Source organism: Arthrobacter sp. 35W (genome assembly GCF_000482545.1).
GTDB lineage: Bacteria > Actinomycetota > Actinomycetes > Actinomycetales > Micrococcaceae > Specibacter.
This window is the reverse complement of sequence record NZ_KI519454.1, coordinates 1,195,906-1,222,676: the sequence shown is the minus strand read 5'-3', so window position 1 is coordinate 1,222,676 and position 26,771 is coordinate 1,195,906. Positions and strand designations below refer to the sequence as shown.

Sequence of the window (26,771 nt, the reverse complement as noted above, 5' to 3'; positions counted from 1 at the left end):
GACTTGACGCAATGACAGCAACAACGCACTCCCCCGCTTCCACCGAGGCGCCGCTGGCCCCCGGAACCGCCCGCATCGGGTTCATCGGCCTGGGCAACATGGGCTCGGGCATGACCCGGAACCTGCAGGCCGCCGGCTACCAGCTGGTCGTCAACGACGTCCGGCAGGAATCCGCCGCCGATCTCATCGCCAACGGCGCCGAGTGGGCAGCCAACGCCGCAGCAGTCGCCGCCAGCTCCGACGTCGTCATCACCATGCTGCCCACACCCAAACACGTGGAGGCCGTGGCGATGGGGCCGGGCGGCATTCTGGAGGGACTGTCCGACGGCGGGACCTGGGTGGACATGTCCACGTCCGTCCCGGAGGTCGCCAACAGGGTCCGCGAGGCCGGCGCCGCCCGCGGGATCCGCGTTCTGGACGCCCCTGTGAGCGGCATGTCCGTCGGTGCAGCGAGCGGCATGCTGCAGATCTTCGTCGGCGGCGACACCGGCGACGTCGCCCGGCTCCGCCCGGTGTTCGAAGCCATGGGCGATCCGGAACGGATCCTGCACGTCGGCGGCCATGGCGCAGGCTACGCCGTCAAGCTCATGATCAACCAGCTGTGGTTCTCCCACCTTGTCGCCACCGCCGAAGTGCTCAGCACGGGTGTGAAGGCAGGTGTGGATCTGGAGGTCCTGCGGCAGGCATTGATCGCCAGCCCCGCCAACTCCAACTTCGTCCAGAACGATGTCCTGTCCATTCTCAACCACGGTGACTACGACGAAGGATTCGCCATTGCCCTGGCCTGCAAAGACCTAGGCCTCTCCGTGGACCTGGCCCGATCCGTGGGCGTTCCCGTTGAGCTGTCCTCCCTGGTGGAGCAGCTCTACCGCCGGGCCAAGGCACTCTACGGCGACACGGCGGGCGAAATGACCCCCGTGAAACTCTACGAAGACGCCATCGGCATGCAGCTGCGCACCGCAGCGGAAGGAGCCTGACATGCACACCCAGATGCAGATCCACGCGGAGCTGGCCTCCACCGAACTGACCCTGGACCCCAAGCCGACAGCCTATTTCGGCCGTGGCCGCGTGGCCGAGGTCGGCGGAATCGTTGCCGCCCTCGGGGCCACATCAGCGCTGATCGTCACCGACCCGTTCCTCGCCACCACCGGCGTCGTCTCCGCCGTCTGCGCCTCCCTCGAGGCGTCCGGCCTGGCAGTCACGGTGTTCGACGGCGTCACCCCCAACCCCACCACCACCTGCGTGGACGCGGGCTCGGACCTCGCCGCGTCCTCCGCCGTGGACGTGCTGGTGGCCGTGGGCGGTGGCTCCTCCATGGACGCCGCCAAGGGCATCTCCCTGGGCGCCGTCAACCCGGCCCGCGGTGCCGGGCTGGACTACAGCAACCACTTTGCCAACCCGGCACTGCCCATCGTGGCCGTGCCGACGACGGCCGGCACGGGCGCCGAGGTCAACGCCTTCGGCGTCATCACCGACGTCGAGGCCCACCGCAAGTTCTATGTCGGCCACGAATCCGCATTGCCCAAAGCCGCCGTTCTGGACCCGGAGCTGACCCTGGGCTTGCCGCCCAAAGCCACCGCTGCCACCGGCATGGATGCACTGACCCACGCCGTCGAGTCCTACTCCTCCGTCCGGCCCAACCCGTTCTCCGACGGCATCGCCCTGCAGGTGGTGTCCATGGTGGCCGAATTCCTGCCGCGCGCCGTGGCCGACGGCACGGATCTCGAGGCCCGCTCCCAGCTGCTGCTGGCCTCCCACATCGCCGGCGTCGGGTTCTCCCACACCGGGCTCGGTCTGGTGCACGCCATCGCCCACCCACTGGGCGGCCGTTTCAACATCCCACACGGCCTGGCCCTGTGCCTGGTCATCGAGGACGTGCTTCGCCTCAACCTGCGCAACCGGCTCGAGCGGACCGCACGCCTTGCCTTTGCCCTGGGCGTTGGCGACACCGCTGCCACCGCTGAGGACAACGCCGAGGCGGCCGTGGCCGCCGTCGCCACCCTGGCCCGCGAAGTGGGCATGACCGGCCGGCTCGTCGACTTCGGCGTGACCGCCGCGGACCTCGACTCGCTCGTCGAAGACACACTGGCGGATGCCGTCATCAACAACACGCCCGTGCCGCCCACGGCTGCCGAAATCCGCACCATCCTCGAGAAAGCGCTCTAAGTGGACACCACGCTGAACATCGACCCCGCAGCACCGACGACCGGTGCGACAGCCTCCGAACTGGCCTTCATTGCCACGCTCCCCACGCAATTGTTCATCGACGGCGAATGGACCGACGCGTCCGACGGCGCCACGTCCGACGTCGAGGACCCCTCCACCGGTGCTGTGCTGGCCAGGATCGCTGATGCCTCCCCGGCCGACGGCAAACGGGCCCTTGCCGCCGCCGCCCATGTCCAGGACGCCTGGGCCGCGACAGCGCCACGCGAACGCGCCGAGATCCTGCGCCGCGCCTTCGAGCTGGTCACAGCCCGGGCGGATGACTTCGCCCTGGCCATGACCCTGGAAATGGGCAAGCCGCTGGCCGAATCCCGCGGTGAGGTCGCCTACGGGGCCGAGTTCCTGCGCTGGTTCTCGGAGGAGGCCGTTCGGATCTCCGGCCGCTACTCCACCGCCCCGGATGGCAAGTCCCGGCTTCTGGTCACCAAACGCGCGGTGGGCCCGTGCCTGTTCATTACGCCGTGGAACTTCCCGCTGGCGATGGCCACCCGCAAGATCGCGCCCGCCATCGCCGCAGGCTGCACCATGGTCCTCAAGCCGGCCAACCTGACCCCGCTGACGGCGCTGCTGCTGACCCAGGTGTTCCAGGAGGCAGGTCTGCCCGCCGGAGTCCTGAACGTCATCCCCACCACCCGCCCGGCAGAGGTGACAGGGCCGCTGATCCGTGACAGCCGGCTGCGCAAGCTTTCCTTCACCGGCTCCACGGGCGTGGGGCGGCAGCTGATTGCCGATTCCGCCCACCAGGTGCTGCGGACTTCGATGGAACTGGGCGGCAACGCCCCGTTCCTGGTATTCGAAGATGCGGACCTGGAGGCCGCCCTGGACGGCGCCATGCTGGCCAAACTGCGGAACATGGGCGAGGCCTGCACCGCGGCCAACCGGTTCATCGTGCATGAGTCCCTCTCCGGTGAATTCAGCCAACGGCTTGCGGACCGGATGGGCGCCCTTCGGCTTGGCCGCGGTTCGGCCGAGGGCACCAACATCGGCCCCCTGATCGATGCCAAGAGCCGCGCCAAGGTGGATGAACTCGTCCAGGATGCCGTTGCCCAGGGTGCCACGGCGCTCACCGGGGGCTCGCCGTCGGACGGCGAGGGCCACTTCTACCCGCCCACCGTGCTTACCAATGTGCCGGCCACCGCCCGCATCCTGCAGGAGGAGGTCTTCGGGCCCGTCGCCCCGGTGGTCAGCTTCAGCACCGAGGAGGAAGCCATCGCCCTGGCCAACGACACCGAGTTTGGTCTTGTCGCCTACGGCTACACCCGCGACCTCAACCGCGGGATCCGCCTCTCCGAGCAGGTCGACGTGGGCATGTTTGGCCTGAACACCGGCATCGTGTCCAACCCGGCGGCCCCCTTTGGTGGCGTCAAGCAATCGGGCATGGGCCGCGAGGGCGGCAGCGAAGGGATCGAGGAATACCTGGAAACGCGCTACATCGGCATCCCGGATCCATACTGATGCGCATCCTTGTCACGGGCGGCACCAGCGGAATTGGTGCCGCCCTGGTCCGGGAGTCGCTGCGCGCCGGCCACACAGTCTTCACCACCGGGCGCGACGCCGGCCGACTCGCGGCGTTCCTCGGCTCGTGTTCTGACCTGGGCGATGTCCACGGCATGGTGGCCAACGCCGGAGACTGGGACCAGACCCGCACGGCCGCCGCTGCCGCTGTCGATGCCATGGGCGGCATCGACGTGGCGGTTGCCAACGCCGGGTTCTCGGCCGCCGGGGATCTCGCGGACGGCGATCCCCAGGTGTGGCGGGACATGGTCCTCACCAACGTCTATGGTCCCGCAATCCTGGCCAAGGCGACCCTCCCGCAGCTCACGGCCAACCGTGGGCACATGGTCCTCATCGGGAGCACGGCCGGGAGGAAGGTGTATCCGGGCAATCTGTATACGGCCACCAAGTGGGCGGTCACGGGCTATGCGGAATCGCTGCGCCAGCAGGTGGTCGGGACCGGGGTCCGGGTCCTCCACATTGCCCCCGGACATGTTGACACGCCGTTGTGGAAGGAAGCCCCCGACGCCGCCATCGCGCCTGAATCGGTGGCCGGGGCGATGCTGTGGGCACTGGCCCAGCCGCCAGGCGTTGATGTCTCCGAGGTCAGCATCAGGGCCACCGGTCAGGAATTCTAGGACTTCTTCTGTCGACGTTGTTCACTCTGGCCCTTCCGCGGCACCCTCTTTGGGGCACATCGTCACGAAGTTCCTTGGTTCTGGGCAGCGTCGCCACCAACTGCGCAAAAGACAGCAATGGTTGGCAGGGTAAGACCAACCGCCATGTACGCCAGAGGGATGGAACCCATGATTCCATCTCCGGCTTATCCGTAGCCAGAACTCGGTGCGCTGCATGAGTGCAGGTCAAGTTCTTGGAGTCGCATCTTCAAGAGCTGGGAATGGACGTGCGATCTGCCAATTGGCGGGTCTTGGCATGTTTAGTTTTCTTCAGAGCCCAGCCTACTTACTTGCGAACTTGTGCAGGTCAGAATTGAGCCCGAAATCTTGACCATCTCCCGGCAAGGCCTTTCTCAGTTGACTATTGGTTCTCGCCATTGCCGCTGCGTTGCCCGCGTTCAATGGCGCGGTAGACGGTGGTGCGACCGATGCTAAATAGCTCGGCTTTGGTATGTTCGCCGGCTGCATGTAGTTCGAGAAGGTGTTTTTCCTACTTGGCTGAAAGCTTGGGGGTGCTTCCCTCGAAATCGGCCCTTGGCCTTGGCACCTTTCGTTCCTTCGCGGGTGCGCATTCGAATGAGGTCGTCTGCAAGTTCATGGGCGTCCAGGACGGAACGGGCCAGGCGGTCAAGCTTGGCCACGACGAAAATAATCCCGGCCCGGCAGGTGGCCAAGGCCTCACGGAGCCTGGCGCGGTTCTTGTTGGTGCTGGTAAATCCGTGATCAACCCAAATTCGTTCAAACTCAACCCCGAGGTTGGCCAAGGCATCGCGTTGGGCAGTGAGGTCTTGCGCCGCGGTGGAGTCCCTGGCATAGCCGATCAGAATTTTGGACAAGATAAATTGTGTGTCACATAGCGCCCCTTCACCGGACGGGTCTTACGGGACAGTATTGTCCCGGTGCGCGCTCGTCGCTATTGAGCGCGGTGAACGTAGAGGTCGCGGAGCAGCGAGATCTCGGCTCCGTGGTGCAGGATCTCCTGGTTCTCCCACCACACGATCGACGGAAACGTCTCCTCGGCATCGCTGCCGTACGGGTAGCTGCTTAGCCCGGTCCGGTCATAGTCGCACTCATCGATACCGAGTAGTACCCGGCGCCAGTCGGCTGCGGCCTGACGGAACCTCTCGATAGCGCCGGCTGCATCTGGTAGTGATTCGTACGTCGCTCGATCGAACGTCCGGTCGCCCCCGAGGTGGTTGGCCCGGCCCAACAGCGTTTCGGAGATGTGGTCAAGCCGCCAGGCGATCGTCGTGAGGGGCGGAGGCCACGGACTTTCGGGAGCACCGTCTCGCCCCCACTCACCCGCACCGATGAGCTTGATGGCGCCCGGTCCGGGCCCATCGGCGCGCCTGCGCACCGACCAGCACGCGTCGACCGGTTCCCAGAGGTACTCGGCGTCCGTCAGTACCGGTACGTCGACGTCGCTGCCATCACCCGAGTTGCTGGTGGGACCGGCGAGGCGAGTGAGAAGTCGTTCCGTCGCCCAGTCGTATTGTTCGAGCAGTGGCTTGAGGCGCTGGTTGGTCATCATGGCATGTAGCCTATAGGCCACGAGATGCCGTTAAGCGCCTACGCACGGTCGATGTTCGCCTTCGGGGCATCTGCTGGCTGTCCACGACCAAGTGCCCGCCACGGGACCCCCCTTACGGACGTTCTCTCATCAATTTTCATAGCCAAGTCGCTGACCAGTGAGCGACCGCCTTACGGGACATGGCTGTCGCCTGCGCGCCGCACTCCACAACACCCTTGATTGATATGGAGCCGGCGCAGCTACAGTTGGGCAATGACGATCGGTCTTGACGTGCGTAGCGCTGAGCTAGGGGATGTTCGAGGGCTGGCGAGAGTCCACGTGGACACCTGGCGCGAAACCTACCGGGGACTGATGAGCAATGCCGCATTGGACGATCCCTCACTCTTGAATTGGCGCGAAAAGTTCTGGGAGGCAGCCTTAACCGATCCAAAGTACAGTCAGAACACCATCGCTGTCGCTTCGACAGAAGGCACACTGGTCGGTATTGCCATGTCGGGCCCCGCCAGTGAAGACGCAGACACACCACAACAGTTGTTCGTCCTCTACGTGTACGCCGCGTTCCACGGTTCGGGTGTAGGCGCCGCGCTACTCGATGCCGTTATCGACCCGACCGCGCCCGCTTCACTTTGGGTCGCCGACCCTAACCCGCGCGCCCAAGCCTTCTATCGAAAGAATGGCTTTAACAACGACGGGACAGTGGGAATCAAAGACGACGTGCGTTCAGTCCGAATGCTCCGAGCGAACCAAGCAGCAAACGTCCGACAACGGTTTCTGTCTGGGCCAGAGGTCTTTCCATGCCCGGGAAGTCGGGAACCTACCGAATTCCGCGTTCTCGGGGTTTGGGTTGCGACACGTGGCGTTGAAAACCAGCAGTTCAGTGGGCCTTTTGCACACTGTCAAAAGGGGTCGTTTCCGGTGTGATCGAGTCTCGTGCCTGAAGCGGGTTGGCAACCGGATTCCAACCCCCGCAAACACTCGGAAGTCCAGAAAACATGCCGAATCCGGCCCGGTCCGGCACCGGAACGGCCGAGTCCTACGGCGAAGGGTGTGGACATTGTCCACACCTCGGCTCTTGCACTCTGCAGGCAGCCCGCCTGACCTGCCGGGTCGAAGGTTCACCCGTCCGCTCCGCCGCCTTGGGACATCCAGTAGTCGTTGATGGCCTGCACGGCCTGCACCTTGCTCATCCGCGCGACGACAGCCTCGTCCAGGCCAACGGTGTGGGTGAGCTGCCAGACCAACGCCAGCGGAAGTGCCGCGGCAGGCAACGGCGCCGCCCCACGGGCCGGGAGGACCCCGTGCTCGACGCAGTTCCAGAACTCGTCGTCGCCGACCAGGAGCTGGTCGGCAAGGATGTGGTTCCAGATGGACGGCGAGTATGTGGTTCGGTCCACGGGCCGTGAAATGCGGGTCCTCAGGATCCGCCCGTCAGGCAGGGCCAGCCGGTACGTGGCATGGTGCCGCACCGGCTTCCCGCGGGCGTTGGCCACCAGTTCCCAGTGCTCGCTCAGGCAGAACTTCTCGTGGTCGTCCCGGCCACCCAGGCGGCGGGTGCTCACGCCGCCGAACCGGTGAGCCAGGTGCTCAGCTGCTCATCGGTGGAGAGGTCGATGAGCTGGACCAGAGCCCAGTTCTCCCGGTGGTTGGGCGCTGCATGGAGGTGGTCTTCCCAGTCCTCGGCATAGTCGCGCAACGCGTCAACGAAGTCTGCCAGCGCCTCCCCCAGGTCCGTGGCCTCTGCGGCGAAGGGCTGCCCCGGCATGAACACGACCCAGGCACCGTCTTCGTGCACCACCTGGACGTCCGCCACGACCGTCAGTTCCAGGTACCGGCGCAGGCTCTCACCATTGACCACGGCGGCCGGGGTGCGGTCGGGACGCCGGATGGTGGACAGGCCTCCCCGCTCGCTGGAATCCAGAATCGCCTTCAACGAATCCCGGGCCTGCGTAAACCCATAGGTGCGCCCTGCGGCGGCCTCGTGTGTGGGGGTGCTCATGCCATCCATCATCCGCAGGTACGCCGCGTACGTCAAGTACGTAGCTGGGTTCAAGTGTGCCAGACGTCCTTGATCCAGTAGATTTGCGCACCACGTTACACTTTTCGTGGCCCGTTCCTGTAGCAGGACAATGGGGCGCTGCCTGCCCCGGCATTATCTCCGACCCCAGCCGTCAATGATCAGGAGGATGTTGTCACCGGGGCCCAACCGATACGGGACCGGGAACTGGCTGACAAAGTTCGCACCCCCAAGATGGGTGAACGCCTCGCCGGCGAGACCATCGAAGCTCTGGACCAGCACACGGACACGGGGACAGGGACGAACGCTGCCCCAATCGCGCTCCCACAGCTGGCACGGATGCTCGCCGACATCCACGAATTCCGGCCACCGTTGTCGTTCAGGTCGAAGCCCTCATGGAGGCACACCTCAACATCGCGTTCTGACGTCACTGCCGGCGGTGGGCGTCAGGACCGCGGCAACGTCCTGACAAGGTACCTGTTCCTCTAGGTCTTTGCCGCTCTCAAGGACCTACCATCGAGGGTCTACTACAGACAGTGGAAGCGTGCCGAAGGAAAGGTCCCGACGCGGCACCTGTCGTCCTGACGCGCCGCCGCTGCGACACCTTTTTCGCAAAGCGAACGTACGGCACCTTCTACGAACCGCGGCTGCCCTCGGCCGCCTGGCGAAACCCTAGAGACACGACACCGCCGATCAGCGGTGTCGTCACAGCGCCGAACTTTGTCAGGAACCCTACGCTCCACGGATGGCGGGCTTATTGAGAGCCACCGCCCGGGAGCTGGGCAGGCAAGTGGTCAACGACGCCAAGGCGGCAGATCCCCAGGGCTTTGCCGACCGAATCAAACTTATTTCGGCCTCACCTGAGACCACCGCATATTTGCAGAGCTTCCCCTGCCTTGACGCCCTTGGACAGGCTGAGGGCCTGGCCGCCACGATGCCCACCGAGGCCCTGGCTGGCTTCACTCAGATGCTCGATCAAGGCGTGATCGAGTTCAACGTTCAGGTGCTCGACAATGGCGGTTTCAGCAGCGAGGTGACCATTCACAAACAAGAGCAGATCCAAGCCCGAGGATTCGGGTCTCTGCCGCAGTGCCCGTCAGCCTGGAGCATTCTGGGCGTGGTTTGCCGTGAACGCCGCTACTTGCGGAGCATTCACCCCATTTCCGCCGGCGGCCTTTGCTTGCGCGGCAGCCTTTGCGGTTGGCGGAGCTATCATCGACTTCAACAGGGGCTGCTAGCGAAAGGATTTCAACCAACATGGCAATCAAATCTCGATACTGGCTAACTCTCAGCTCCCTCCTTGGCGCCGGAGTGCTGGCCATAGGTTTCGCGCCCACTCCGCTTCTCATCGTCCTCGTGGCGCTCTTGGTTGCAGCGTTCACCGCCACAGGCTTGCTGTACGGGCAATGGCAGCGTGACGCTATCCGAGGCGGAACCCAAGCCGCAGTGTTCCCCGTCTTGTGTGCCATCGTGGCTTTCAACATTGCGATCTTCCTTCGCGACACCGACATCGCAGGCTACCTGGTACCAGTTCTAGCAGTTGCCCTAGCTGCTGCTTGCTACGTCTGGTCACGGAAACGTGCACCTTTCCACCGGCCACCGAAAGGACCCGCAGCGGTCTGACAAATAGTGTCCCCCCACCGAAAGTGGGGGGACACATCGTTGCTTCGCCGGACACTCCACCCTTGGTGGCCGGCGGTGCATTTCTGCCAGTCAACAGCTTTCGAAGCTGCTCCATTGAGGGCCCCTCTCTTGCGGAGGTAATCCCGAGTGGCACCGCAACGACCTGCACTTTAGTGGAGTTCGGACCTGACCGCGCAGACTGCCAATGGATTGTCCACTTGTTTCAATTCCACGGAAGCGGGACGGCGCCTAGACGCCTTCATTAGCGGTTCCGAGACCAACCGTCCTAGCTGACCGCCGCATGGCCTCCCATAATACGGTGCCCCTGGCGACGCCTTCGGGTCGCTCCTCCCGGCAAAGAATCCCTCATGGATGCTGCGTGAGTTTCAGGGTTATCTCGCGCGTTTTTCGCCGCGTTATTTGGCGTGCTCGTCGTCCGCATCCCGTTGTGGATCCCAAACGGGGACACTTGTCGGCAGGAGGCCAGAATGGGAATCTGGAGCCTCTGCTCCTGCAGGGGAATCAGAAGTAGAGGAATGAGCGGTCCGTCGAGCAGACCGGGTCAAGCGCGGAATTGAGGGTGTCCTGTCGCGGACACTTTGGTCCTTCGACGTGAGGCCATCATGCCAATGAACGCGGCCACGACAACGACAACCGTTGCCAAAACTGAAGCACCGATCAGGATCGAGAGTTCTGTTTGGTGCGGTAGAAGTATGCGGGTGTCCCACCCGGCGGTGTCCGCGCGGTTGAGAATGTCTTGGTCAATCGGATTCCACAGGATAGCCGTGAGGCTTGTCGCCACCAGTGCGCAAAGGCTGAGGACAAAGGAAACGACGGAGGATACCGATGGTTTTCCAGCGCGGTCGATTGGACGTGCGTTCATTGCTTCCCCCGAATGGTCTTGACGGCATCGATTGCTGCCCCAGTGTCATGGTGCCAGTAAGCAGCTCGTAAAGGCGATATATCCCCTACAAGGCCAGTCGACGCCAGCAGATGTAGGGTCAAAATCGTTCGATATCTTTAGCCCTCCATCCGCTGTCCGTCATGTAGTTCACGGGGGTTTGGGGCTCTGGTTGCTTCGTTGTGGATGGGTTAGCGTCGTGTCCGTCCACGAGGCAGCTGACGGGAGCGGCGATGCGGGTATCGAAGGTGTTGGATCCGGCAAGCGATGCGGTGTCGTACACAGTGGTAGGCGTGGCCGGTGTTGTGGGACCGGCGGAGCTGTATCTGCGGTATCTGGCGAAGACCGAGCGGTCACCAAACACTATCAAGGCCCATGCCCACGATTTGAAGGACTGGTTCGTTTTCCTGGACGAATACGGGCTCGACTGGCAGTCGGTGAAGCTGGAAGACGTGGGGGCGTTCATCCGGTGGTTGCGGCGGCCGCCGGACATGCGCGGGCAGGTCTTTTCAGTTCTTCCGTCGATCGGGCACCATTGCGGCGAGGCGACGGTGAACCGGAAGCTTTCCACCGTGTCGGTCTTCTATCAGCACGCCGCCCGCCATGGCCTTGACCTCGGCGAGCTGATCACGTGCTGGGACCCATCCGCCCGCCAGGGTGGCTGGAAACCCTTCCTGCACCACATCAGCAAGGGCGCGGCGAAACAGCGCCGGGTGGTGAAACTTCCCGTGACGGCAAGGATTCCCCGCCTACTGGCCCCCGACGAGGTCCAAAGCATCCTCGATTCGTGCGGACATCTCCGGGACCGGTTGCTGTTCGCACTGCTCCATGACGCGGGTATCCGGATCGGTGAGGCCTTGGGGCTCCGGCATGAGGACATCGCCGTTGCCGAACGGGAAATCACTGTCCGCCGGCGCGACAACACCAATGATGCCCGCGCAAAGTCGCCCCATTCGCGAACCGTCCCCGTCACCGCCGAACTGGTCCGGCTGTATGCCCACTACCTCGACATCGAATACGGTGACCTGGATTCCGACTACGTGTTCGTCAACCTGTGGGGCCGGCCCTACGGGCAGGCAATGACTTATGCCGCCGTCCATGACCTGGTGCGGCGGCTCCGGCGTCAGACGGGCATCGGGTTTGATCCGCACTGGTTCCGACACACCTATGCCACCCGGCTGCTGCGGGAGAACGTCCCGGTCGAAGTGGTCTCCAAACTGTTGGGCCATGCGAGCCTGACGACGACGGTCAAAATCTATGCCCATATCTCCAGCGATGACGCCCGCCGCGCACTGGCCGATGCGGGCTGGTTCGCTTCCAGGACGGTGACGATATGACAACCCTGCATCCCCTGCCCTCACGAAGCGACCAGCTGCCGGTCCGGACGGGCCCCCGGGGGATGGCTTACCTGGATGCCGCGCCGTGGGAGACCGAGTTCCCTAAGGACGTCTGGCATGCCAGGGCCCTTGGTATCGCCGCCCGCAGCCAAGTCACGGTCCACTTCGAAAACATCACCCGGCCCTGGTTGAAGCAGCTGGCCAAACGATGGGCCCGCTGGCGGCTGACGACCGGATTAACGGTCGAATCCGCGGTGCTGGGAACCAAAGCCGTGGAGAGCTTCAACGCCTTTCTGGATTCAACGAGGATTCCAGTCACCGGTACCGCCGACATAGACCGGGAGGTGATCGAAGGGTTTCTGGCCTATCTACACACCCATACCGCCGGGACGACGACGCACCGGATGCGGATCGGCCAGTTCAACACGTTTCTCCTCACCATGCGCCGTCACGGATGGGTAACCGATCTCCCCAGTACGGCCCAGATCTACACCGAGGACTATCCCAAAGAAACGGTCCGGCAACCCCGGGCACTGAGCGAGCACGTCATGGCCCAGCTGGAAAATCCCGGAAGCCTCGCCAAAATGACCAACCCGCATCACCGGCTGATCACCTTGATTTTGATTCGGTGCGGGCTGCGGATCAGCGACACGGTGGCACTGGCCCAGGACTGCATTGCCAAGGACAAGGACGGCGCCCCGTATCTGCGGTATCTGAACCACAAGATGAAGCGCGAGGCGCTCGTTCCCATCGATGAGGAACTTGAACGGGCCATCGCGGAACAAATCATCTACGTCAACGGCATGTGTGACTCCGGGACACATCTCCTTTTCGCCCATGACCGGGTGGACGTTTACGGCGCCGGACACATCAGCGCAAGCTCATACAGCACCGCCCTTCGGCGATGGGTCAAGGACTGCAACGTCACCGACGAAAACGGCACCCCTGCGGTGGTCAGCCCACACCGTTTCCGCCACACGCTGGGCACCAGACTGATCAACCTCGACGTCCCGCAGGAGGTCGTACGCCGAATCCTGGACCACGACTCCCATCAGATGACGGCCCACTATGCCCGACTCAGCGACACAACCATCCGGAGGCACTGGGAAGCCGCACGGAAAGTCAACGCATCCGGCAGCGTCGTCGAGCTTGATCCCGACGGGCCCCTGGCCGAGGCCGCCTGGTCCAAACAGCGCCTCGGCAGGGCGACCCAAGCGCTGCCCAACGGCTACTGCGGCCTCCCGGTCCAGAAAACCTGCCCACACGCCAACGCGTGCCTGACCTGTCCCATGTTCATCACCACCGCCGACTTCCTCCCGCAACACCGCGAACACCGGACCCAGATCGTGCAGATCATCTCCGCAGCCGAAGCCCGGGGCCAGCAACGGCTGTCAGAAATGAACACGCGGGTACTCTACAACCTGGACTGCATCATCCAAACACTCAACAACGAAGAGCACAGAAACCCTGACCACCAGCACGAGGAGGACAGCCGTGCGGGCAGATAACAGTCGCCACATCCGTCTGGCCGCGGAGCGCCGGCACGAACTCACCCGATCCAAAGCCGTCGCTGCGCTGCGTGAACTACAGAACCAGGGCGGTGTCGTCACCTTCGAATCGGTAGCCGCCGCCGCAGGCGTATCGAGGTCTTGGCTCTACACACAAACCGACCTACGTGCGGACATCATTCGCCTGCGCGGAGGTGGGCGCCCAGACCAACGACCCAGGAGCCGAAACAGCGCCAGCATGGAGTCCCTCCGCACACGCCTCAACGCGTCCTTGGACCGCAACCGTGAACTGGCCCTTGAAAACAAGAACCTAAGGCATCAGCTTGCCATCGCACTTGGACACATGCGACAGAAAATGCAGCTGCCCCTGAGCTGAAGTTCGGCCGTAGTCAGCCCTCGTCGCTCAAGACCGATTCGGATCTCTCGTCCGTCCCGTCTCGTAGTCGAGGGCTCCGTCGGCGTTGAGATCCTGCAGCCTGTCGGCCGCTCGCTGCGCTAAGCCCGGAGCGCAAGAGAGCGCTATGAATCGTTCTGAGATGGCATCCACCAAACAGCCCATGCGGGCAAACTCCTCGGCAATGATGCGCCATCGGTCGTCCGGTTCCGGCGGATCCGTCAGCAGCACCCTGAAGGTGAAGTTGCCACCGTCGAGCAGAATCCCCGTTGCCACTAAGGGGCCCTCCTGGGAGCGAACGACGTTAACCGTGTCGCCAAAATTCAGATCGTAGACGTAAGCGGGTACTCCCAAAACAGTTACTTCGCCGCCCGGCTCGGTACGACCGTTGATGCCTTCCCAGATTCGAGCGCCGCTGTTCTCCTCCGGCAGGGGAAACCACACAGTGGTATCTGCAGTGCTGGCCTCGTTCAAGGGCTTGAGCTGATTGTCGCTCCAATGAGCAACGACGCTTGGGTGCTCCCGATAGTCATTCACGACCTCAGACTAGCCAATCGCACGCTGTCGATCTCTGAGAACGCGACTTGAGTTTTCAACGTCGTATCGAATGCATCACGATGTCGCTCCCAGTTCGTTCGGCGGCAAGGTGCGGTGAAAGCGCGTCTCAGACATGTCCAGGTCGGATTCACCCCCGTCGTTAGGGCCCTGATTGGCGCCGACTAAAGATATCGTTCGTTTCTGATACAGACCACTCGGCCCGTTTCAACGATCTGATGCAACTGCGATTTTGTAGCGAAACCCAATGACCATAACGAGGTAGCGAACCTCGACCCGACGACGCCTTCTGGACATGTCTGCTGGCCATCACACAAGCCCTCCCACCCCGCCCCCATGTTGGCCACTCCCCCGATGCCATGGATCCACCTGGCTATTGGCTTGGTGGACTTCGAGTGCGGCCCGACGGCAAAATGGTCCCGCTCAGGTCGCCCAAACGCTGCGGCGGCGCCGCCCACTGAAGATCAGGCATCAACGGTCAACGTGAATTGAGCCCAGATGGGAACCGCCCTCGGCAGCGCAGGAAAAGAAGCATACAAACGTTGCCCCTGCATCATGCCGCAAGCCCCGGATTCCAGGATGCATAGGTATCCGGCAGAAAACCGAACCCGGGCCTTAGGAATCGAGGATTCACAATGATCAGCAACCATCGCAACCCAAACGCCAAGAACCCTTTAACCGGGCCAAAAACCTTGCCAAGCGGACTGCGTGTCAACGCTTTGGCGGGTTTTATGCACAGGTCATGTTCAAAAGACCCCGACCTGCGGAAACACTATACCCGAGGTGGGACTCGAACAGGATTCCAAGCCTTGCAAACACAGGAAAGTCACGGATACATGCCGAATCCGGGCCAGTCCGGCACCGGTTCGGCCGGGTCCGACGGCGGAGGGCGTTGACATTGTCAACACCCTCCGAGGAAGTCGAGGTAATCAGCTCCGGCTGCGGGATAACAACCCTCGGCCGGTGATCTCTGAAACCAGGACCTTGCGCCCCTCCCGCAGCGACAAGCTCAGGGCATCTGCTGTAGCAATGGACGCGGCGGCAGCGGTGCCATCGGTCAGCGCGGAAAACTCGGCAACGGCCGCCCCACCGCACATCAGTCCATGGAAATAGGCGAGCTCCTCTTCGATGACCCCGCACAGCCAGAGCGGCGGTTCGATCGACGGGTTGCCGAACAGGACGCCGCCGTCGACAGCACCCCGATTGTAGAAGGCCGTCCGGTCTTCGTCTTCCTCGAGGGTGCGGTGCAGGAGAAACGTCTCCGTCGACTCCGGCGTGCGCAGCTCGACACCGGTGTCCTGAAGGTCGATGCGGATGGCACCCTGGGTGCCTTCAATGAGCACGTAGTGTTCGGGCCAACGGAAGGCCGAACCGTACTCGAGGGCCGCGAAGGTGTTGTTGCCAAACTCCAACGTCATGAGCAGAAGGTCGTCTTCGTCACCGGATCCGGCTCCCTGGTGTGCAACATTGCCGCCGGTCATCGTGGCCACGACGGCGGGTCCCATGATGGACTGCACGAAATCCAGTTCATGGATGTGGTGGTAAAGGTGTCCGCCGGAAAGGTCACGCCGCTTCTTCCACGTGACATCCCCTTGGACGCCTTCCCAGTTGTTCCGCACGGCTCGGGTGAAAACGACATCCCCGATGGCGCCGTCGGCAATAAGCGCCTTCGCTCGCCGCACTCCGCTCATGAAGTTCATGGCGTGCCCAGCCATGAATACGACGCCGGCATCTGACGATGCGGCGATCATGCGTTCGCAGTCCGCGTAGTTCAGGGCAATCGGCTTCTCGCAGAAAACGTGTTTGCCGTGGCCCGCCGCTGCGATCGCTGCTTCGGCATGGGCCCAGTTGGGAGAGGCGACAATCACGGCGTCAACGTCATCGCTTGAGCAGAGATCCTCAATGGAAGACGCTTCCCGGGCGCCCAGGTCAAGGGCAGCCTTCGCGGAGTTGTTGGGATCGAAGACATAACTGATGGAAGCCGAGGGAAGTTTGAGCAAGGCTCGGCCGATGGCCAGGCCGAAGTAGCCGGCACCGACAAGTCCGTAGCGGACCTCAGACATGGGAGATTCCTTTCAGGTGAATGCGTGGAGAAGTTGAAAGTGTTGGGTATTCGGGAGACTGCCGGAAGCCGCCGGCTAGGCCCCATTGTTGATACGGACGGGCTGCCCCTGTGCGACGGAAGCATAGGCAGCGTCGATGACGGCAAGACTCGCTGCGGCCTCCCGGAGACCGTAGGCGGGACGTGTGCCGGTGCGCAGATCCTGCACATACCCACTGAGCATGCGGCGCAGGATGGCAACCGAACTCGGCCCCTCAACCGGCAGAGCCGAAACCCCGCCGGAGGTGTCAAACCGACTGACTTGCGGCTTGTCGTCGTCGGAGCTGGCATTGCCGTGGGAGCCAAGAATCCTGATGGTGGAGGACACCGGACCGAGCCCCGGTGCCGCAGGAACACGGCCCATGGTGACTGTGGCGGTTACGCCGTTCTCCAGCAGCAGCGAGGCAATGGCACAGTCCTCGACGCCGCCGTCTTGGTGCAGCTCACTGAAAAGGGTTGCCGCCTCGCAATGGACTTCCAGCACCTCGAGCCCAGTCAGGAAGCGGATGTAGTCCACGGGGTACAGCAGGAAGTTCAGGATTTCTCCACCGCCGGACAGGTGCGGGTCTACCACCAGTTCCGGACGTTCCACCGACGTGGCGAAATGCGCGCCACTGGCAAACCACTCGACATCCACATGCAGTGGCAGCCCCATGCTGCCGGCATCCACCCAACGCCGCAGTCGCTGGACGGCCGGTGACTGCAATCGGTTGATGACGCTCAAGGATCCGGAGGAATTGGCCTCGGCCGCAGCGAGGCCGGCGATGTCCACGCTGCTGGCGCCAATGGGCTTGTCGACGAGCACATGCAAACCGGCAGCCAGCGCGCGGGCTGCAAGTGCCGCATGGCGGGTGGGTTCGCTGCAGATGATCACTGCGTCAACAGTTTGGGCATCAAGAAGTGGCTCCAGCGAATCAAAGTACGGGATCCCCACACTTTTGGCAGCTGCGGCAGAGTCCTCATGCATCCACGCCGGTGCATCCTGGGCTTCGGCAATGCCCACCAATTCGGCATCGGCAAGTTCGACCAGAATCTCCGCATAGGGCACGGCATGGCGGACGCCCGACAGGAAGCCCACACGGAGCTTGGGCCGGACAGCCTGGGCCGGTTCGTGACTGGTCATCGGTTCATCGCTTTCTCGTGGATGGACGGAATGGACAGATTGATGGCCCGGCCTGTGTCCAGAGACTCCTGCGCGGCCAACCCGGTGGCGAGCGCAGCACGAACCTCGGCCGTCTTGACGATGGGCTCGGCGCGCCCTTCAACCACATCCACCCAATGGCGCAGTTGCGCAGTCATCGCATTTTCGACAGAACTCGGCGCCGGCCGCGCCCCATCACTGGTGAGTCCGGGATCGTCGGTTGTGCTGTGGGCCAGTGTGCCGCCCGAGCCGGCCACCACGATCCGGCGCAGCACATCCGCGTGTTTGCGCAGCGAGTAGGAGATCTCAAGCAAGGCGAGGGAACCGTCGTCGAACTTCACCGTGAGCTGGAAGCTGTCGTGGACAGGCATGTGGGCGGCGTAGCTGGGAAACGAACGGGCAAAGACCCGTACCGGGGTCCGCTGCAGCAGCCACACGGCCAGGTCGATGCAGTGGCTGCCATTGTGCACCGGATGGCCGCCCGACTTTGCGGCGTCGAGTTGCCATCCGCGCCAGCCACCGGGCCATACGTACCCGGTGTACCAGCTGACGTGGGTGAGTCGGGGGGTGCCGATGTCGCCGCTCTGGATGGCTTGGGCGATTGTGTCGATGGAGGGCTGGAACCGGACGGTTTGGCCGACCATCAGGCTCAGCCCGCGGCCCTCGGTGGCGGCCACCATGGAATCAAGATCCTCAAGGTTCAGCGCGGCGGGCTTTTCCACATGAACGTGCTTGCCCGCCATGCCGGCAGCAATGGTGAAACGGGCGTGGTCCGGGGTCGCGTTGGTGATGTCGACGGCCGTGATGGCCGGATCGTTGAGGATCTGCCGGATGTCCGTTGTGGCCCTGGCGCCTGGATACAGGGCGGCAAGCGACGCCGCGCGGTCCAAGTTCGAGCCGTAGACGTAGGCTACTTCCACCTCCGGATTCTGCCGCAGCGCTGCCAGATGGTCCCGTGCGATGTTGCCGCTGCCGATGATGGCTACTGTGCTGGCCATCCCTAGACTCCGGCCAAGGAGACGGCTGCGGCGCCGGACCGGGCGGCTTCGGCCTGGGATATGGCCTCGGTGGCTGCCAGGACCGCCCTTGCGGGGGAATCAACGAGCACGCTGTCCTCTCCGCGCATCGCGGCGGCGATTTCCGCCAATTCACAGTCAACGGCCGCCTGCATCCAGAGCGGGCTGTCCGCCCCGGGGAGGCCGTAGGCCTGGGGCTGCTCTGCCGACTCCTTCAGCGACGCGTTGGCCGGTTCGGAATCAAAGATGCCCCAGCGGTCTGTCAACCGGCCATCGGTGAACTGGCTGACGACGCCGGTGCGCAGGTTTGCCTCCAGTGCAGCCGCCGATCCGGAGACGCGCAGACGCCAGTCCGGCACGTGGGCCGACGTCGACAATTCGTGGTGGGCCACGGCGCCGGAGGCAAACTTCAAGGTGGTCTTGTGGACACTGTCCTCAAGGTGCGCACCGGCGCGCTGGGGTGCGCCCACCGTCGCGCGGATGTCCACCGGTTCGCCAAAGATCCAGGTCAGCAGGTCGAGTTCATGAATCTCGTGGAGCATCTCGCCACCGCTGCGGCTGCGGTCAAGCTTCCACCAGCTCTCCGTTCCGTCGGGGACGTGGACCAGCCGGGCGCGGCTGCCATACCCCTCCAGCAGGGTGCCGAGCGAGCCGGAGCGCGCGGCGTGGAACATCCTCTTGATGCCGGGCATCGTCCGTTCCACATGGCCCACGATGAGTTTGCCGCTGCTTTCCCTGGCGGCATCAACCACGGCCAGTGCGTCCAGGCCCGTGATGGCCAACGGTTTCTCAACGAAGACGCTCTTGCCGGCCTTGAGCAAGGAAATGGCCGCTGCGGCATGGGTGTGGTTCGGTGTGGCGATCATGACCAGATCGACGTCGTCGGCCACGGCCAACTCATCGGGATGGCCGAGCGCCCTGGCGTCCACACGCGCGGCCAGTTCGATTGCCGAAGCAAGGTCAAGGTCGCAGATGGCGACAACGTCGAAGGCGTCGTGCGAGGTGCAGGCGACGGCCAGGGTGGTGCCGAAGAACCCGGATCCAAGCACGGCAATGCGGATGGGAGGAAGACTCATGGTGTGCCTCTTCAAGAAGGTGGGAAAGTTTCAAGGATTCAAGTGGGGAGGGTGCTGCTACCCGGACGCCGGGCCGGCGGCGGAGGCGCCGTCCCCCACCGGGTGGTAGCACCGCAGCGTATGCAGCGGCTCCCGGCTGAGGATGGACAGTGGCGGCATCTCCCCGGCGCATTCCGCACTCGCCTTCCAGCAGCGCGTGCGGAAGGGGCAGCCGGATGGCGGCCGGACCGCTGAAGGAACGGGGCCCTCAAGGCTGATCGGGTTGATCTCGTCGAGGATGCTGGGCGTGGCCGAGAGCAGGGCCTTGGTGTATGGATGTGCCACTCCCCCAGGCGTCAGCGCCGACGGCACCTCCTCGACAATCCTGCCCAGATACATGGTGACGATGCGGTCGCTCATGCGCCGCACGGTTTGGATGTCATGGGAGATGAAGATCATCGCCAGATTCATCTCCGCCTTCAGGCGCAGCAGCAGGTTCAGAATCTGGGCGCGCACCGAGACGTCCAGGGCCGAGGTGGGCTCGTCCGCCACCAGCAGCGACGGTCCAAGCGCGAGCGCCCGTCCGATGGCCACGCGCTGGCGCTGGCCGCCGGACAACTGCGTGGGAAGGGCATCCGCGGCGCTGGTTGGCAGGCCAACAAGGTCCATCAGTTCCCGCACGCGCTCCTCGCGGCTGCTGCCGCTTCCGATGCCGTGGACATCCAACGGGTCCCGCAGAATCCGGCGGATGGGCAGACGGCGGTTGAGGGCCGTCGATGGATCTTGAAAGATCATGCCCACATTGCGGCCAAACTCCGTCCGGCGGTGCGCATCGGTCATTTGCCACAGCGGGGCACCGTTGAACAGGACCTCACCCTCGGACGGCTTTTGCAGGCCGACGATGGTTTTCGCCAGGGTGGACTTTCCACAACCGGATTCGCCCACGATGCCCACCGTTTCGCCGGCGGCGACGCTCAGGTTGGCCCCGGTGAGTGCGTACACCGTTTCCTTGCCCAGCAAACTTGATCCCTTGATCTGGTGCCGGACATGGATGTCCGTCAATTCGAGGACGGGCGTTTGCGTTGGTGACGACACCGACGTCGGTGGTGTGCGGGTGAGCGGCTCGGTCATATCAGTGCCTTCTCTTTCAAAGATTCCGCCAGGTCAATGGCCGGATGGTGGCATGCCACCAGATGATCTTCCGGGGTCCTGCTCACTGGTGGCTCCACGGTCCGGCAGAGGGCCGTGGCCAGTGGGCAGCGGTCGGCAAACCGGCATCCGGCGGGGAAATTCGCCGGCGACGGAACGACCCCCTTAATTTGTGTAAGCGATTCGTCCCCTGCTTCCAGGGACAGGACGGCGGAAAGCAGTCCTCGGGTGTAGTGGTGGGCCGGTTGGCCGACGACGGCGTCAATGGAGCCCGCCTCGGCCACTTGGCCGCCGTACATGACCACAACGCGGTCGGCAATGTCGGAGACCAGCGCCAGATCGTGCGAGACGAGCACGAGTGCGAAGCCCAACTCGTCCTTGAGCCGCAGCAGGAGCTTCATGACCTGGGCCTGGACCGTCACGTCCAGCGCCGTCGTGGGTTCGTCGGCAACGATCAGCTTGGGTTCCCGGGACAAGGCCATGGCAATCAACACGCGCTGGCGCTGTCCACCGGAGAGCTCGTGGGGGTACGCCTTGAGGGTTCGCTGCGGGTCCAGATTGACCAGTTCCAGCAGTTCTTCGCAGCTGCGCTTCCCGCCACGCCGGACAAACTGGCCCAGCTGGGCGCGGACGGTCATGGCCGGGTTGAGCGACGAGAGCGCGTCCTGGTAGATCATCGAGATGCCGTGGCCCATTTGAGCCCGGCGCTGGGATGCCTTCATCTGAAGCAGGTTCTGTCCCTGGAACAGGATGGAACCGCCGATCTGTGCCCCACGCGGCTCCAGCCCCATGATGGCCAGGGAGGTGAGGGATTTGCCGCAGCCGGATTCGCCGATCAAGCCCAGGACTTCGCCGGGCCTGACCTCGAAGTTGACTCCGTTGACCACGTTGACGCCGTTGTGGCGGTCGCGGAAGGAAATGGTGAGGTCCTGCACCTTCAGGACGGGTTCCAATGCTGAGAAGTCCTTGAGCCGGCCCTTGATCCGCGCGGCGGCGGCCACCAAGCCTGGAAGATCCACCACCTCTGCGGCGGCCTGCGCTTCCTTGGCCTCCGACTCTTCGGCCTTGTGTGCCGTCACCGCGGCCTTTGAGGCCTTGGCCGTGGGTGCGGCCAGGGCGTCGGAGATGCCTTCGGAGAGGATGTTGAGGGATACCACTGTGAGGAAGATCAGGATGCCGGGGAAGGTGGTGGCCCACCAGCCGCCGAGCATCAGCAGTTCCTTGCCGTCGGCGATGACGCTGCCCCAGGAGGCGTAGGGCTGCTGCACGCCTGCTCCGATGAAGGACAGGGAAGCTTCAAAGACGATTGCGTCCGCCACCAGGACGGTGCAGAACACCAGAATTGGTGCGGCGCAGTTGATGGCCACATGCCGGGTGATGATGAAGAGCCGTCTGGCGCCGATGATCTTCTCGGCCGCTACGTAGTCTTCACCGTACTGGTCCAGCACGTTGGCCCGGACAATGCGCGCCACCATGGGCGTGTAGAGGAAGCCAATTGCAGCGATCAGGACCGGAAGGTCACGGCCAAAGACGGCCACCAGAACGGCGGCGAGGGCAATGCCCGGAAACGCCATGATGATGTCCAGAACCCGCATGATGACTTCATCGACCACCTTGCGGCTGGTGGCGGCGATAGAACCAATGACGGCGCCGGCCACCAACGCCAGCAGTGTCGAGCCGAGGCCGATGGCCAGCGACCAGCGCGCCCCTGTGGCCAACCGGGCCAGCAGGTCGCGGCCCTGGCCGTCCAGTCCCAGGGGGTGTGCCCAGCTGGGGGCCTTGTCAGGCGCCACCGATTGCAGGTTCGGATCGGCTGTGATGATCATGGGCCCAAAGATGGCGCCCAGCGCCACCAGCGTGATGACGACGACGGCGATCCAGCCCGAGACGGTGAGTCTGCCGAGCTTGAACCCGGGCTGCGAAAGGCGCTTGGTGAGCTGCTTTCTCATGATGTGTGGCTCCTCAGACGGGGGTTGGCGATCATGGAGAGAATGTCGACGACAAGGTTGATGACGACAAAGCCCAATGCGATGGTCAGGACCGCGCCTTGGACGATGGCCGGCTCATTGTTCTTCACCGCGTCGATCATGATCTGGCCCATGCCCGGCAGGTTGAACATCTGCTCGATCACTACGGCTCCTCCCATCAGGTACCCAACGCGCAGTCCCAGGACATTGAGGGGGTTGATCAAGGCGTTGCGCAGGACGTTGCGGCCCACCACCACGACGGGGTGCAGTCCCCCACCGCGGGCAGTGCGGACATAGTCCCGGTCGAGTTCCTCCACCATGGAAGTGCGGATGATGCGGGTCATTTGGGCGGCGATGGGAAATGCCAGGGACAGTGCCGGCAGTGTCATGCTCTGCAGCCAGCCGGTGAACGAGTCGCCGGGGTTGATGTAGCGGCTGGAGGGAAAGATTGGGTTCTCGATGGCCAGCCACTGGACTAGCAGAAGCGCGATCCAGAACGATGGTGCGGCCACGCCCAGCAGGGTGATGACGCGGATGATCTGGTCTGGGGCGCGGTCGCGGTAGATGGCCGAAACGGTGCCGAGAATGAACGCCAGCACGAGCGCAATGACCAGACCAAGAAAGGTCAGCTGGAGTGTCAACGGCAGGGCCGTGGAAATCATGTTGACGACAGTCTCTCCGGTGGCCAGGCTCTTGCCCAGCTGGCCCTGGATGATCAACCCCACGAAGACGAAGTACTTCACGAAAAAGGGTTGGTTGAGACCGTGTTCTTCGCGGAATTGGTCCAGCTGGTCTGCCGACACCGGCGCATCGGCAAAGACGGCAACAGCCGGGTCTGTCTTGGAGAACTGCATGACGGTGAAGACGAAGAGGATGATGCCCAGAACCAGCGGCACCAGCGAGATGACACGTCGTCCAAGCAGCCGTAGAACCATTACCACTGCGGAATCCTTAGGGTTGGGGTGCGAAGGAGGTGTTTGCCGGGGCCCAGTCCCACCGGGGCCCCGGCAAACACTCGTTGTTTGCCGGAGCCCTGTCCTACCAAGACCCCGGCAAACGATGAGGGGGCGACGTGTTAGGCCGTGCGGGTGGCCTTGAGAAGGTTCACTCCGGGAATGTCCAATGCCTTGACGCCGTCGATCTTCTTGGGGTCCCAGGCAGTGAACAGCTGCATGTGCATCACCGGGTAGATCACAGCTTCATCAGCGATGGTGTCCAGGGCGGCATTGGTCTTTGCCGTGTGGTCGGCCGGATCTGTGGCCTGGATGGCCGCGTTCAGCTGGGCGTCCAGGGCCTTGAACTCCGCCGTCTCGCCCCATTTGTTCCAGGGCAGGAACGTGTTGGAGTTCGAGTAGAACCAGCGGATGTTCAGATCGGCGTCGGCACCAAACTGGTTGGGGTTGCCCGCGAACGTCAAGGCATCCACCGGTTCGCCCGCAGCAACCTTGGAATTGAAGGCCGCCGTCTCCTGCACATCGAGGGTGGTGGCCACGCCCACGGCGTCCCAGCCTTCCTTGATGGTGTTCACCGCCGCCTTGGTCCAAGAGATGTTGGTGGAAAGCAGTGTCACGGCGAGGTTTGCGACGCCGGCTTCCGCCAACAGTGCTTTGGCCTTGTCGGGGTTGTAGGAGTACTGGGTTGCCGCCTTGTGGTATTCCGGGCTCTTGGTGTGCAGGAACGACGTCGACGGCGTGCCCTTCCCTGCGATGGCAACGTCAATCAGCTTTTGCGTGTCAATGGCCATGCGCAGCGCCTGGCGTACGCGCTTGTCGTTGAACGGTGCCTTGTTGGTATTGAAGACCAACCCCAGCAGGTTCATGCTGTCCACGCCTTCAACGCTCAGACCCTTTCCCTTGAGGGAATCAATGTTGTCCTGGGGGATGTTGTCCGAAATCTGGACTCCGGAGGTGCCCGAGGTCAGCAGCCCCACCCTGGCAGCGGCGTCAACCGAAACGTTCCACTGCATGGACGTGAAGGTCGGCTTCAGGGCGCCGTTGTAGCCCTCATGCTTTTCAAACGAGGTGAACGAGGTGTCCTGATGGGCCTTGACCTTGAAGGGGCCGGAGCCGATCGCGTTCTTGCCCTGCTTGAGGAAGTCAGCGTCCTTGGATTCGAACACGTGCTTGGGCATGACCTTGACAATTGAGAAGCGCTGAACGGCCGACGCGAACGGGAACTTCATGGAGATCTTCACCGTGGTGTCATCGACCTTGGTGACCCCGTTCAGCCACGAAGCAAAGAAGGCGTTTGTGAGGACCTTCTTGCTTGTGTCCAGTACACGACCGAAGGAGTAGACAACATCGTCGGCGGTGACCGGCTTGCCATCATGGAAGGTGGCACCGGCACGGAGCTTGACCGTCCATTCGGTGGCCTTCGGATCGGAAGGCATCTCGCTGGCCAGGGCGGCGTAGGGGGCGCGAGTGACGGCTTCGGCATCCCAAAGGCCTTCATAGATGTGGTTGTGGGCTGCCATGGCAAAGGCCGATCCCGTGTTCAGCGGATCCCAGCTGCTGTTGTTGTTGTAGCCGATGGCCACGTCCATGTGGCTCAGGGCCGCTGCGCTGCCGCCAACGGAACCACTGGACTTGGGGCCGCCGCATGCGGCCACCCCTGCCGTCAGTGTGGCCGCAGCGCCGATGAGGCCGGTGTACTTCAAGAATGCACGGCGGTCGAGGCCGCGGTGCTCGGTTGTGTCACGCATGCTCTAGTCCTTCGGGTTGAGGTCGGGTGGGTGGTACTGACTTCCAGAAGTCTGACGACGTAGGACCTATCGTTGATGATTAACGTGATCTACGTCAAGCCAAATCATGAAATTGCCGAAAAATGGCCATTTTTCGGCAATCATTGGTCCTCGTACGTCTGAGGACTAGCTCGAAGACGTAGGACAGTGGTGTACTTAGCTGTATCGAAGGAATGCCCATCGGATGGTGGACACATGCAAGGCGAGGAGAAGACACCATGAGCACTCACCCGGACGCCGGTGGCTGGGCTGCACCCGCGAATGAGCGGGAGACACTCACGGACAGGCTGAAGCGCTACATCCTCGACAAGCGCATGCTCCCTGGTGATCCACTGCCCAGCGAGACAGATCTGGCGGAGATCCTCAGCGCCAGCCGCTCGAGCGTCCGCGAGGCTCTGAGGACCTTGGCCGCCCTGGACATCATCGAGATCCGCCATGGCCACGGGACATTTGTCGGCCAGATGTCATTTGCCGGCACCATCGAGAGCTTGATCTTCAAGGGACTACTTAGCAGCCAGGGTGATCTGGAAGTCATCGACGACCTCATCGACCTGCGCGAGGCCTTCGACATTGCCCTGACGGACCACGTCATGGCCGGGTTGGCCCAAACTCCGGACCCCGCCATTGAGGAAACGCTGGCCGCAATGGACACCCATGCAGCTGCCAACAACCCGGCCGGCGTGGTCGCCGCTGAGAAGCGCTTCCACCAGCAATTGCTGGGCCACGCCGGCAACAAGCTGGCAAAGCAGCTCGGAACAGCCCTGTGGGAGGTCCACTCCACGGTGGCCAACACCATCAGGACCCCCAGCCAGGAGGAACTGCTGGAGACGGCCAAAACGCACAGGACCATGTACGAGATGGCGCTCCACTCGCGCGGCCGCCGCTACCAGGCTGCCATTCTGGACCGCTACGAACCGCTCCGCGGGCAGGTCCAGAAGCTGGCGAGCACGCCTCGGCCCGACACGGATCGTCCCTGATTCTCCAGGCCTAGGATTGCCCTCTTCAACACTGGCCGACTCGGGCGCCGTCGCGACCGTGCGCCCGGCAAAAGCCAGGAGAGCGCACTTGCCTTCCAGTGGCCATTGATAGTCCTTGGAGCGCCGCGAAAGTCCGGGGACTATTGGCGCTAGAGTCAGCCGAATGGCAGCGGCCAGCTCGGGCATCTGGGTCAGAGCGCCAGCAATCCATAGCCAGCAGAGGTGCGGATGGGCTGGGCAGCTCCGAGGTCGTTGCTCGGTGGTCGAGTGAAGTTGACTACGTCAGGCCGCGTCCGAGGAACACTGTGGGCCTCCGACGCCACCGGGAGGTCAACGCCGGTGAACACGTAGTCGTGAATGGTTCGTGC

General features: G+C 63.4%; 22 protein-coding genes and 1 pseudogene. 10 read left to right on the top strand and 13 right to left on the bottom strand.

The window, feature by feature from the left end:
• Positions 1-11 precede the first annotated feature (11 nt).
• The 4 genes from K254_RS0105165 to K254_RS0105150 are packed head-to-tail and all read left to right on the top strand — an operon-like array spanning position 12 to position 4,355.
• On the top strand, positions 12-977 hold the full coding sequence (locus K254_RS0105165) for an NAD(P)-dependent oxidoreductase (RefSeq protein WP_051388865.1): 966 nt from the start codon (positions 12-14) through the stop codon (positions 975-977).
• A gap of 1 nt (position 978) precedes the next feature.
• On the top strand, positions 979-2,166 hold the full coding sequence (locus tag K254_RS0105160) for an iron-containing alcohol dehydrogenase family protein (RefSeq protein ID WP_051388863.1): 1,188 nt from the start codon (positions 979-981) through the stop codon (positions 2,164-2,166).
• Positions 2,167-3,678: an NAD-dependent succinate-semialdehyde dehydrogenase gene (locus K254_RS0105155; protein ID WP_026554461.1), complete on the top strand. Its 1,512-nt coding sequence runs from the start codon at positions 2,167-2,169 to the stop codon at positions 3,676-3,678.
• Positions 3,678-4,355: an SDR family oxidoreductase gene (locus K254_RS0105150; RefSeq protein WP_035749026.1), complete on the top strand. Its 678-nt coding sequence runs from the start codon at positions 3,678-3,680 to the stop codon at positions 4,353-4,355. The genes K254_RS0105155 and K254_RS0105150 overlap by 1 nt, the downstream gene beginning before the upstream one ends.
• A gap of 470 nt (positions 4,356-4,825) precedes the next feature.
• Here the strand turns inward: K254_RS0105150 and K254_RS25245 are convergent, their stop codons facing one another.
• Together K254_RS25245 and K254_RS0105145 are read right to left on the bottom strand one after the other, a co-directional pair.
• Positions 4,826-5,230: a recombinase family protein gene (locus K254_RS25245; protein ID WP_442853042.1), complete on the bottom strand. Its 405-nt coding sequence runs from the start codon at positions 5,228-5,230 to the stop codon at positions 4,826-4,828.
• Between the two features lie 77 nt (positions 5,231-5,307).
• On the bottom strand, positions 5,308-5,925 hold the full coding sequence (locus K254_RS0105145; protein ID WP_026554459.1) for a DinB family protein: 618 nt from the start codon (positions 5,923-5,925) through the stop codon (positions 5,308-5,310).
• Positions 5,926-6,177: 252 nt separating this feature from the next.
• On the opposite strand from K254_RS0105145, the gene K254_RS25240 reads away from it, so the two are divergent.
• Positions 6,178-6,846 carry a GNAT family N-acetyltransferase gene (locus tag K254_RS25240; protein WP_081709911.1) on the top strand — a complete coding sequence of 223 codons (669 nt, stop codon included), beginning with the start codon at positions 6,178-6,180 and terminating at the stop codon, positions 6,844-6,846.
• A 194-nt stretch (positions 6,847-7,040) separates the two neighbouring features.
• On the opposite strand, the gene K254_RS0105140 is transcribed toward K254_RS25240, so the two are convergent.
• Positions 7,041-7,484 carry a hypothetical protein gene (locus tag K254_RS0105140; protein ID WP_026554458.1) on the bottom strand — a complete coding sequence of 148 codons (444 nt, stop codon included), beginning with the start codon at positions 7,482-7,484 and terminating at the stop codon, positions 7,041-7,043.
• The gene (locus K254_RS0105135; protein ID WP_026554457.1) at positions 7,481-7,921 is read right to left on the bottom strand and encodes a hypothetical protein; all 441 of its coding nucleotides are present in this window, start codon (positions 7,919-7,921) and stop codon (positions 7,481-7,483) included. The genes K254_RS0105140 and K254_RS0105135 overlap by 4 nt, the downstream gene beginning before the upstream one ends.
• Before the next feature lie 246 nt (positions 7,922-8,167).
• Here K254_RS0105135 and K254_RS26120 point away from each other — a divergent pair.
• The 4 genes and pseudogenes from K254_RS26120 to K254_RS21870 all read left to right on the top strand — a co-directional run.
• Positions 8,168-8,601: pseudogene (locus K254_RS26120) on the top strand (IS110 family transposase); the annotation flags it as partial.
• Between the two features lie 83 nt (positions 8,602-8,684).
• Positions 8,685-9,224: a hypothetical protein gene (locus K254_RS0105125; RefSeq protein ID WP_026554456.1), complete on the top strand. Its 540-nt coding sequence runs from the start codon at positions 8,685-8,687 to the stop codon at positions 9,222-9,224.
• A gap of 1,472 nt (positions 9,225-10,696) precedes the next feature.
• Positions 10,697-11,800, top strand: coding sequence for a tyrosine-type recombinase/integrase (locus K254_RS0105120; protein ID WP_026554455.1), 1,104 nt, complete (start codon positions 10,697-10,699; stop codon positions 11,798-11,800).
• A complete protein-coding gene (locus K254_RS21870; protein ID WP_231391750.1) occupies positions 11,797-13,308 on the top strand; it encodes a tyrosine-type recombinase/integrase in 1,512 nt (503 codons plus the stop codon). The genes K254_RS0105120 and K254_RS21870 overlap by 4 nt, the downstream gene beginning before the upstream one ends.
• A gap of 403 nt (positions 13,309-13,711) precedes the next feature.
• Here the strand turns inward: K254_RS21870 and K254_RS0105110 are convergent, their stop codons facing one another.
• From K254_RS0105110 to K254_RS0105070, 9 genes are all read right to left on the bottom strand, one after another.
• Complete coding sequence (locus K254_RS0105110; protein ID WP_081709909.1) at positions 13,712-14,239, bottom strand: DUF4265 domain-containing protein; 528 nt, start codon at positions 14,237-14,239, stop codon at positions 13,712-13,714.
• A gap of 947 nt (positions 14,240-15,186) precedes the next feature.
• Positions 15,187-16,320, bottom strand: coding sequence for a Gfo/Idh/MocA family protein (locus K254_RS0105105; RefSeq protein WP_026554453.1), 1,134 nt, complete (start codon positions 16,318-16,320; stop codon positions 15,187-15,189).
• 75 nt (positions 16,321-16,395) lie between these two features.
• Positions 16,396-17,481, bottom strand: coding sequence for a Gfo/Idh/MocA family protein (locus K254_RS0105100; protein WP_051388861.1), 1,086 nt, complete (start codon positions 17,479-17,481; stop codon positions 16,396-16,398).
• Entirely contained in the window at positions 17,478-18,497 is a 1,020-nt protein-coding gene (locus tag K254_RS21865; protein ID WP_035749022.1) for a Gfo/Idh/MocA family protein, read from the bottom strand. The genes K254_RS0105100 and K254_RS21865 overlap by 4 nt, the downstream gene beginning before the upstream one ends.
• Before the next feature lie 2 nt (positions 18,498-18,499).
• Positions 18,500-19,591, bottom strand: coding sequence for a Gfo/Idh/MocA family oxidoreductase (locus K254_RS0105090; protein WP_026554451.1), 1,092 nt, complete (start codon positions 19,589-19,591; stop codon positions 18,500-18,502).
• Positions 19,592-19,648: 57 nt separating this feature from the next.
• Positions 19,649-20,701 (bottom strand): oligopeptide/dipeptide ABC transporter ATP-binding protein, encoded by a 1,053-nt coding sequence (locus K254_RS0105085; RefSeq protein ID WP_051388859.1) that lies wholly within the window; start codon positions 20,699-20,701, stop codon positions 19,649-19,651.
• Positions 20,698-22,668 (bottom strand): dipeptide/oligopeptide/nickel ABC transporter permease/ATP-binding protein, encoded by a 1,971-nt coding sequence (locus tag K254_RS0105080; protein ID WP_026554449.1) that lies wholly within the window; start codon positions 22,666-22,668, stop codon positions 20,698-20,700. Before K254_RS0105080 ends, K254_RS0105085 begins: the two co-directional genes overlap by 4 nt.
• Positions 22,665-23,621 (bottom strand): ABC transporter permease, encoded by a 957-nt coding sequence (locus tag K254_RS0105075; protein ID WP_196810879.1) that lies wholly within the window; start codon positions 23,619-23,621, stop codon positions 22,665-22,667. Before K254_RS0105075 ends, K254_RS0105080 begins: the two co-directional genes overlap by 4 nt.
• A 140-nt stretch (positions 23,622-23,761) precedes the next feature.
• Positions 23,762-25,387, bottom strand: coding sequence for an ABC transporter substrate-binding protein (locus K254_RS0105070; protein ID WP_026554447.1), 1,626 nt, complete (start codon positions 25,385-25,387; stop codon positions 23,762-23,764).
• Positions 25,388-25,644: 257 nt separating this feature from the next.
• Here K254_RS0105070 and K254_RS21860 point away from each other — a divergent pair, with 257 nt between their 5' ends.
• A complete protein-coding gene (locus tag K254_RS21860; protein WP_051388858.1) occupies positions 25,645-26,403 on the top strand; it encodes a FadR/GntR family transcriptional regulator in 759 nt (252 codons plus the stop codon).
• The last annotated feature ends 368 nt before the right edge of the window (positions 26,404-26,771 follow it).

What these genes read in the sequence shown, in the direction of transcription:
- K254_RS0105080 (WP_026554449.1), bottom strand. Translation starts at nt 22,668, where the DNA reads ATGAGAAAGCAGCTCACCAAGCGCCTTTCGCAGCCCGGGTTCAAGCTC.
- K254_RS0105100 (WP_051388861.1), bottom strand. Translation starts at nt 17,481, where the DNA reads ATGACCAGTCACGAACCGGCCCAGGCTGTCCGGCCCAAGCTCCGTGTG.
- K254_RS0105145 (WP_026554459.1), bottom strand. Translation starts at nt 5,925, where the DNA reads ATGATGACCAACCAGCGCCTCAAGCCACTGCTCGAACAATACGACTGG.
- K254_RS21870 (WP_231391750.1), top strand. Translation starts at nt 11,797, where the DNA reads ATGACAACCCTGCATCCCCTGCCCTCACGAAGCGACCAGCTGCCGGTC.
- K254_RS0105160 (WP_051388863.1), top strand. Translation starts at nt 979, where the DNA reads ATGCACACCCAGATGCAGATCCACGCGGAGCTGGCCTCCACCGAACTG.
- K254_RS0105135 (WP_026554457.1), bottom strand. Translation starts at nt 7,921, where the DNA reads ATGAGCACCCCCACACACGAGGCCGCCGCAGGGCGCACCTATGGGTTT.
- K254_RS0105150 (WP_035749026.1), top strand. Translation starts at nt 3,678, where the DNA reads ATGCGCATCCTTGTCACGGGCGGCACCAGCGGAATTGGTGCCGCCCTG.
- K254_RS25240 (WP_081709911.1), top strand. Translation starts at nt 6,178, where the DNA reads ATGACGATCGGTCTTGACGTGCGTAGCGCTGAGCTAGGGGATGTTCGA.
- K254_RS0105125 (WP_026554456.1), top strand. Translation starts at nt 8,685, where the DNA reads ATGGCGGGCTTATTGAGAGCCACCGCCCGGGAGCTGGGCAGGCAAGTG.
- K254_RS0105105 (WP_026554453.1), bottom strand. Translation starts at nt 16,320, where the DNA reads ATGTCTGAGGTCCGCTACGGACTTGTCGGTGCCGGCTACTTCGGCCTG.
- K254_RS21865 (WP_035749022.1), bottom strand. Translation starts at nt 18,497, where the DNA reads ATGGCCAGCACAGTAGCCATCATCGGCAGCGGCAACATCGCACGGGAC.
- K254_RS0105165 (WP_051388865.1), top strand. Translation starts at nt 12, where the DNA reads ATGACAGCAACAACGCACTCCCCCGCTTCCACCGAGGCGCCGCTGGCC.
- K254_RS0105085 (WP_051388859.1), bottom strand. Translation starts at nt 20,701, where the DNA reads ATGACCGAGCCGCTCACCCGCACACCACCGACGTCGGTGTCGTCACCA.
- K254_RS0105075 (WP_196810879.1), bottom strand. Translation starts at nt 23,621, where the DNA reads ATGGTTCTACGGCTGCTTGGACGACGTGTCATCTCGCTGGTGCCGCTG.
- K254_RS0105090 (WP_026554451.1), bottom strand. Translation starts at nt 19,591, where the DNA reads ATGAGTCTTCCTCCCATCCGCATTGCCGTGCTTGGATCCGGGTTCTTC.
- K254_RS0105070 (WP_026554447.1), bottom strand. Translation starts at nt 25,387, where the DNA reads ATGCGTGACACAACCGAGCACCGCGGCCTCGACCGCCGTGCATTCTTG.
- K254_RS0105120 (WP_026554455.1), top strand. Translation starts at nt 10,697, where the DNA reads ATGCGGGTATCGAAGGTGTTGGATCCGGCAAGCGATGCGGTGTCGTAC.
- K254_RS21860 (WP_051388858.1), top strand. Translation starts at nt 25,645, where the DNA reads ATGAGCACTCACCCGGACGCCGGTGGCTGGGCTGCACCCGCGAATGAG.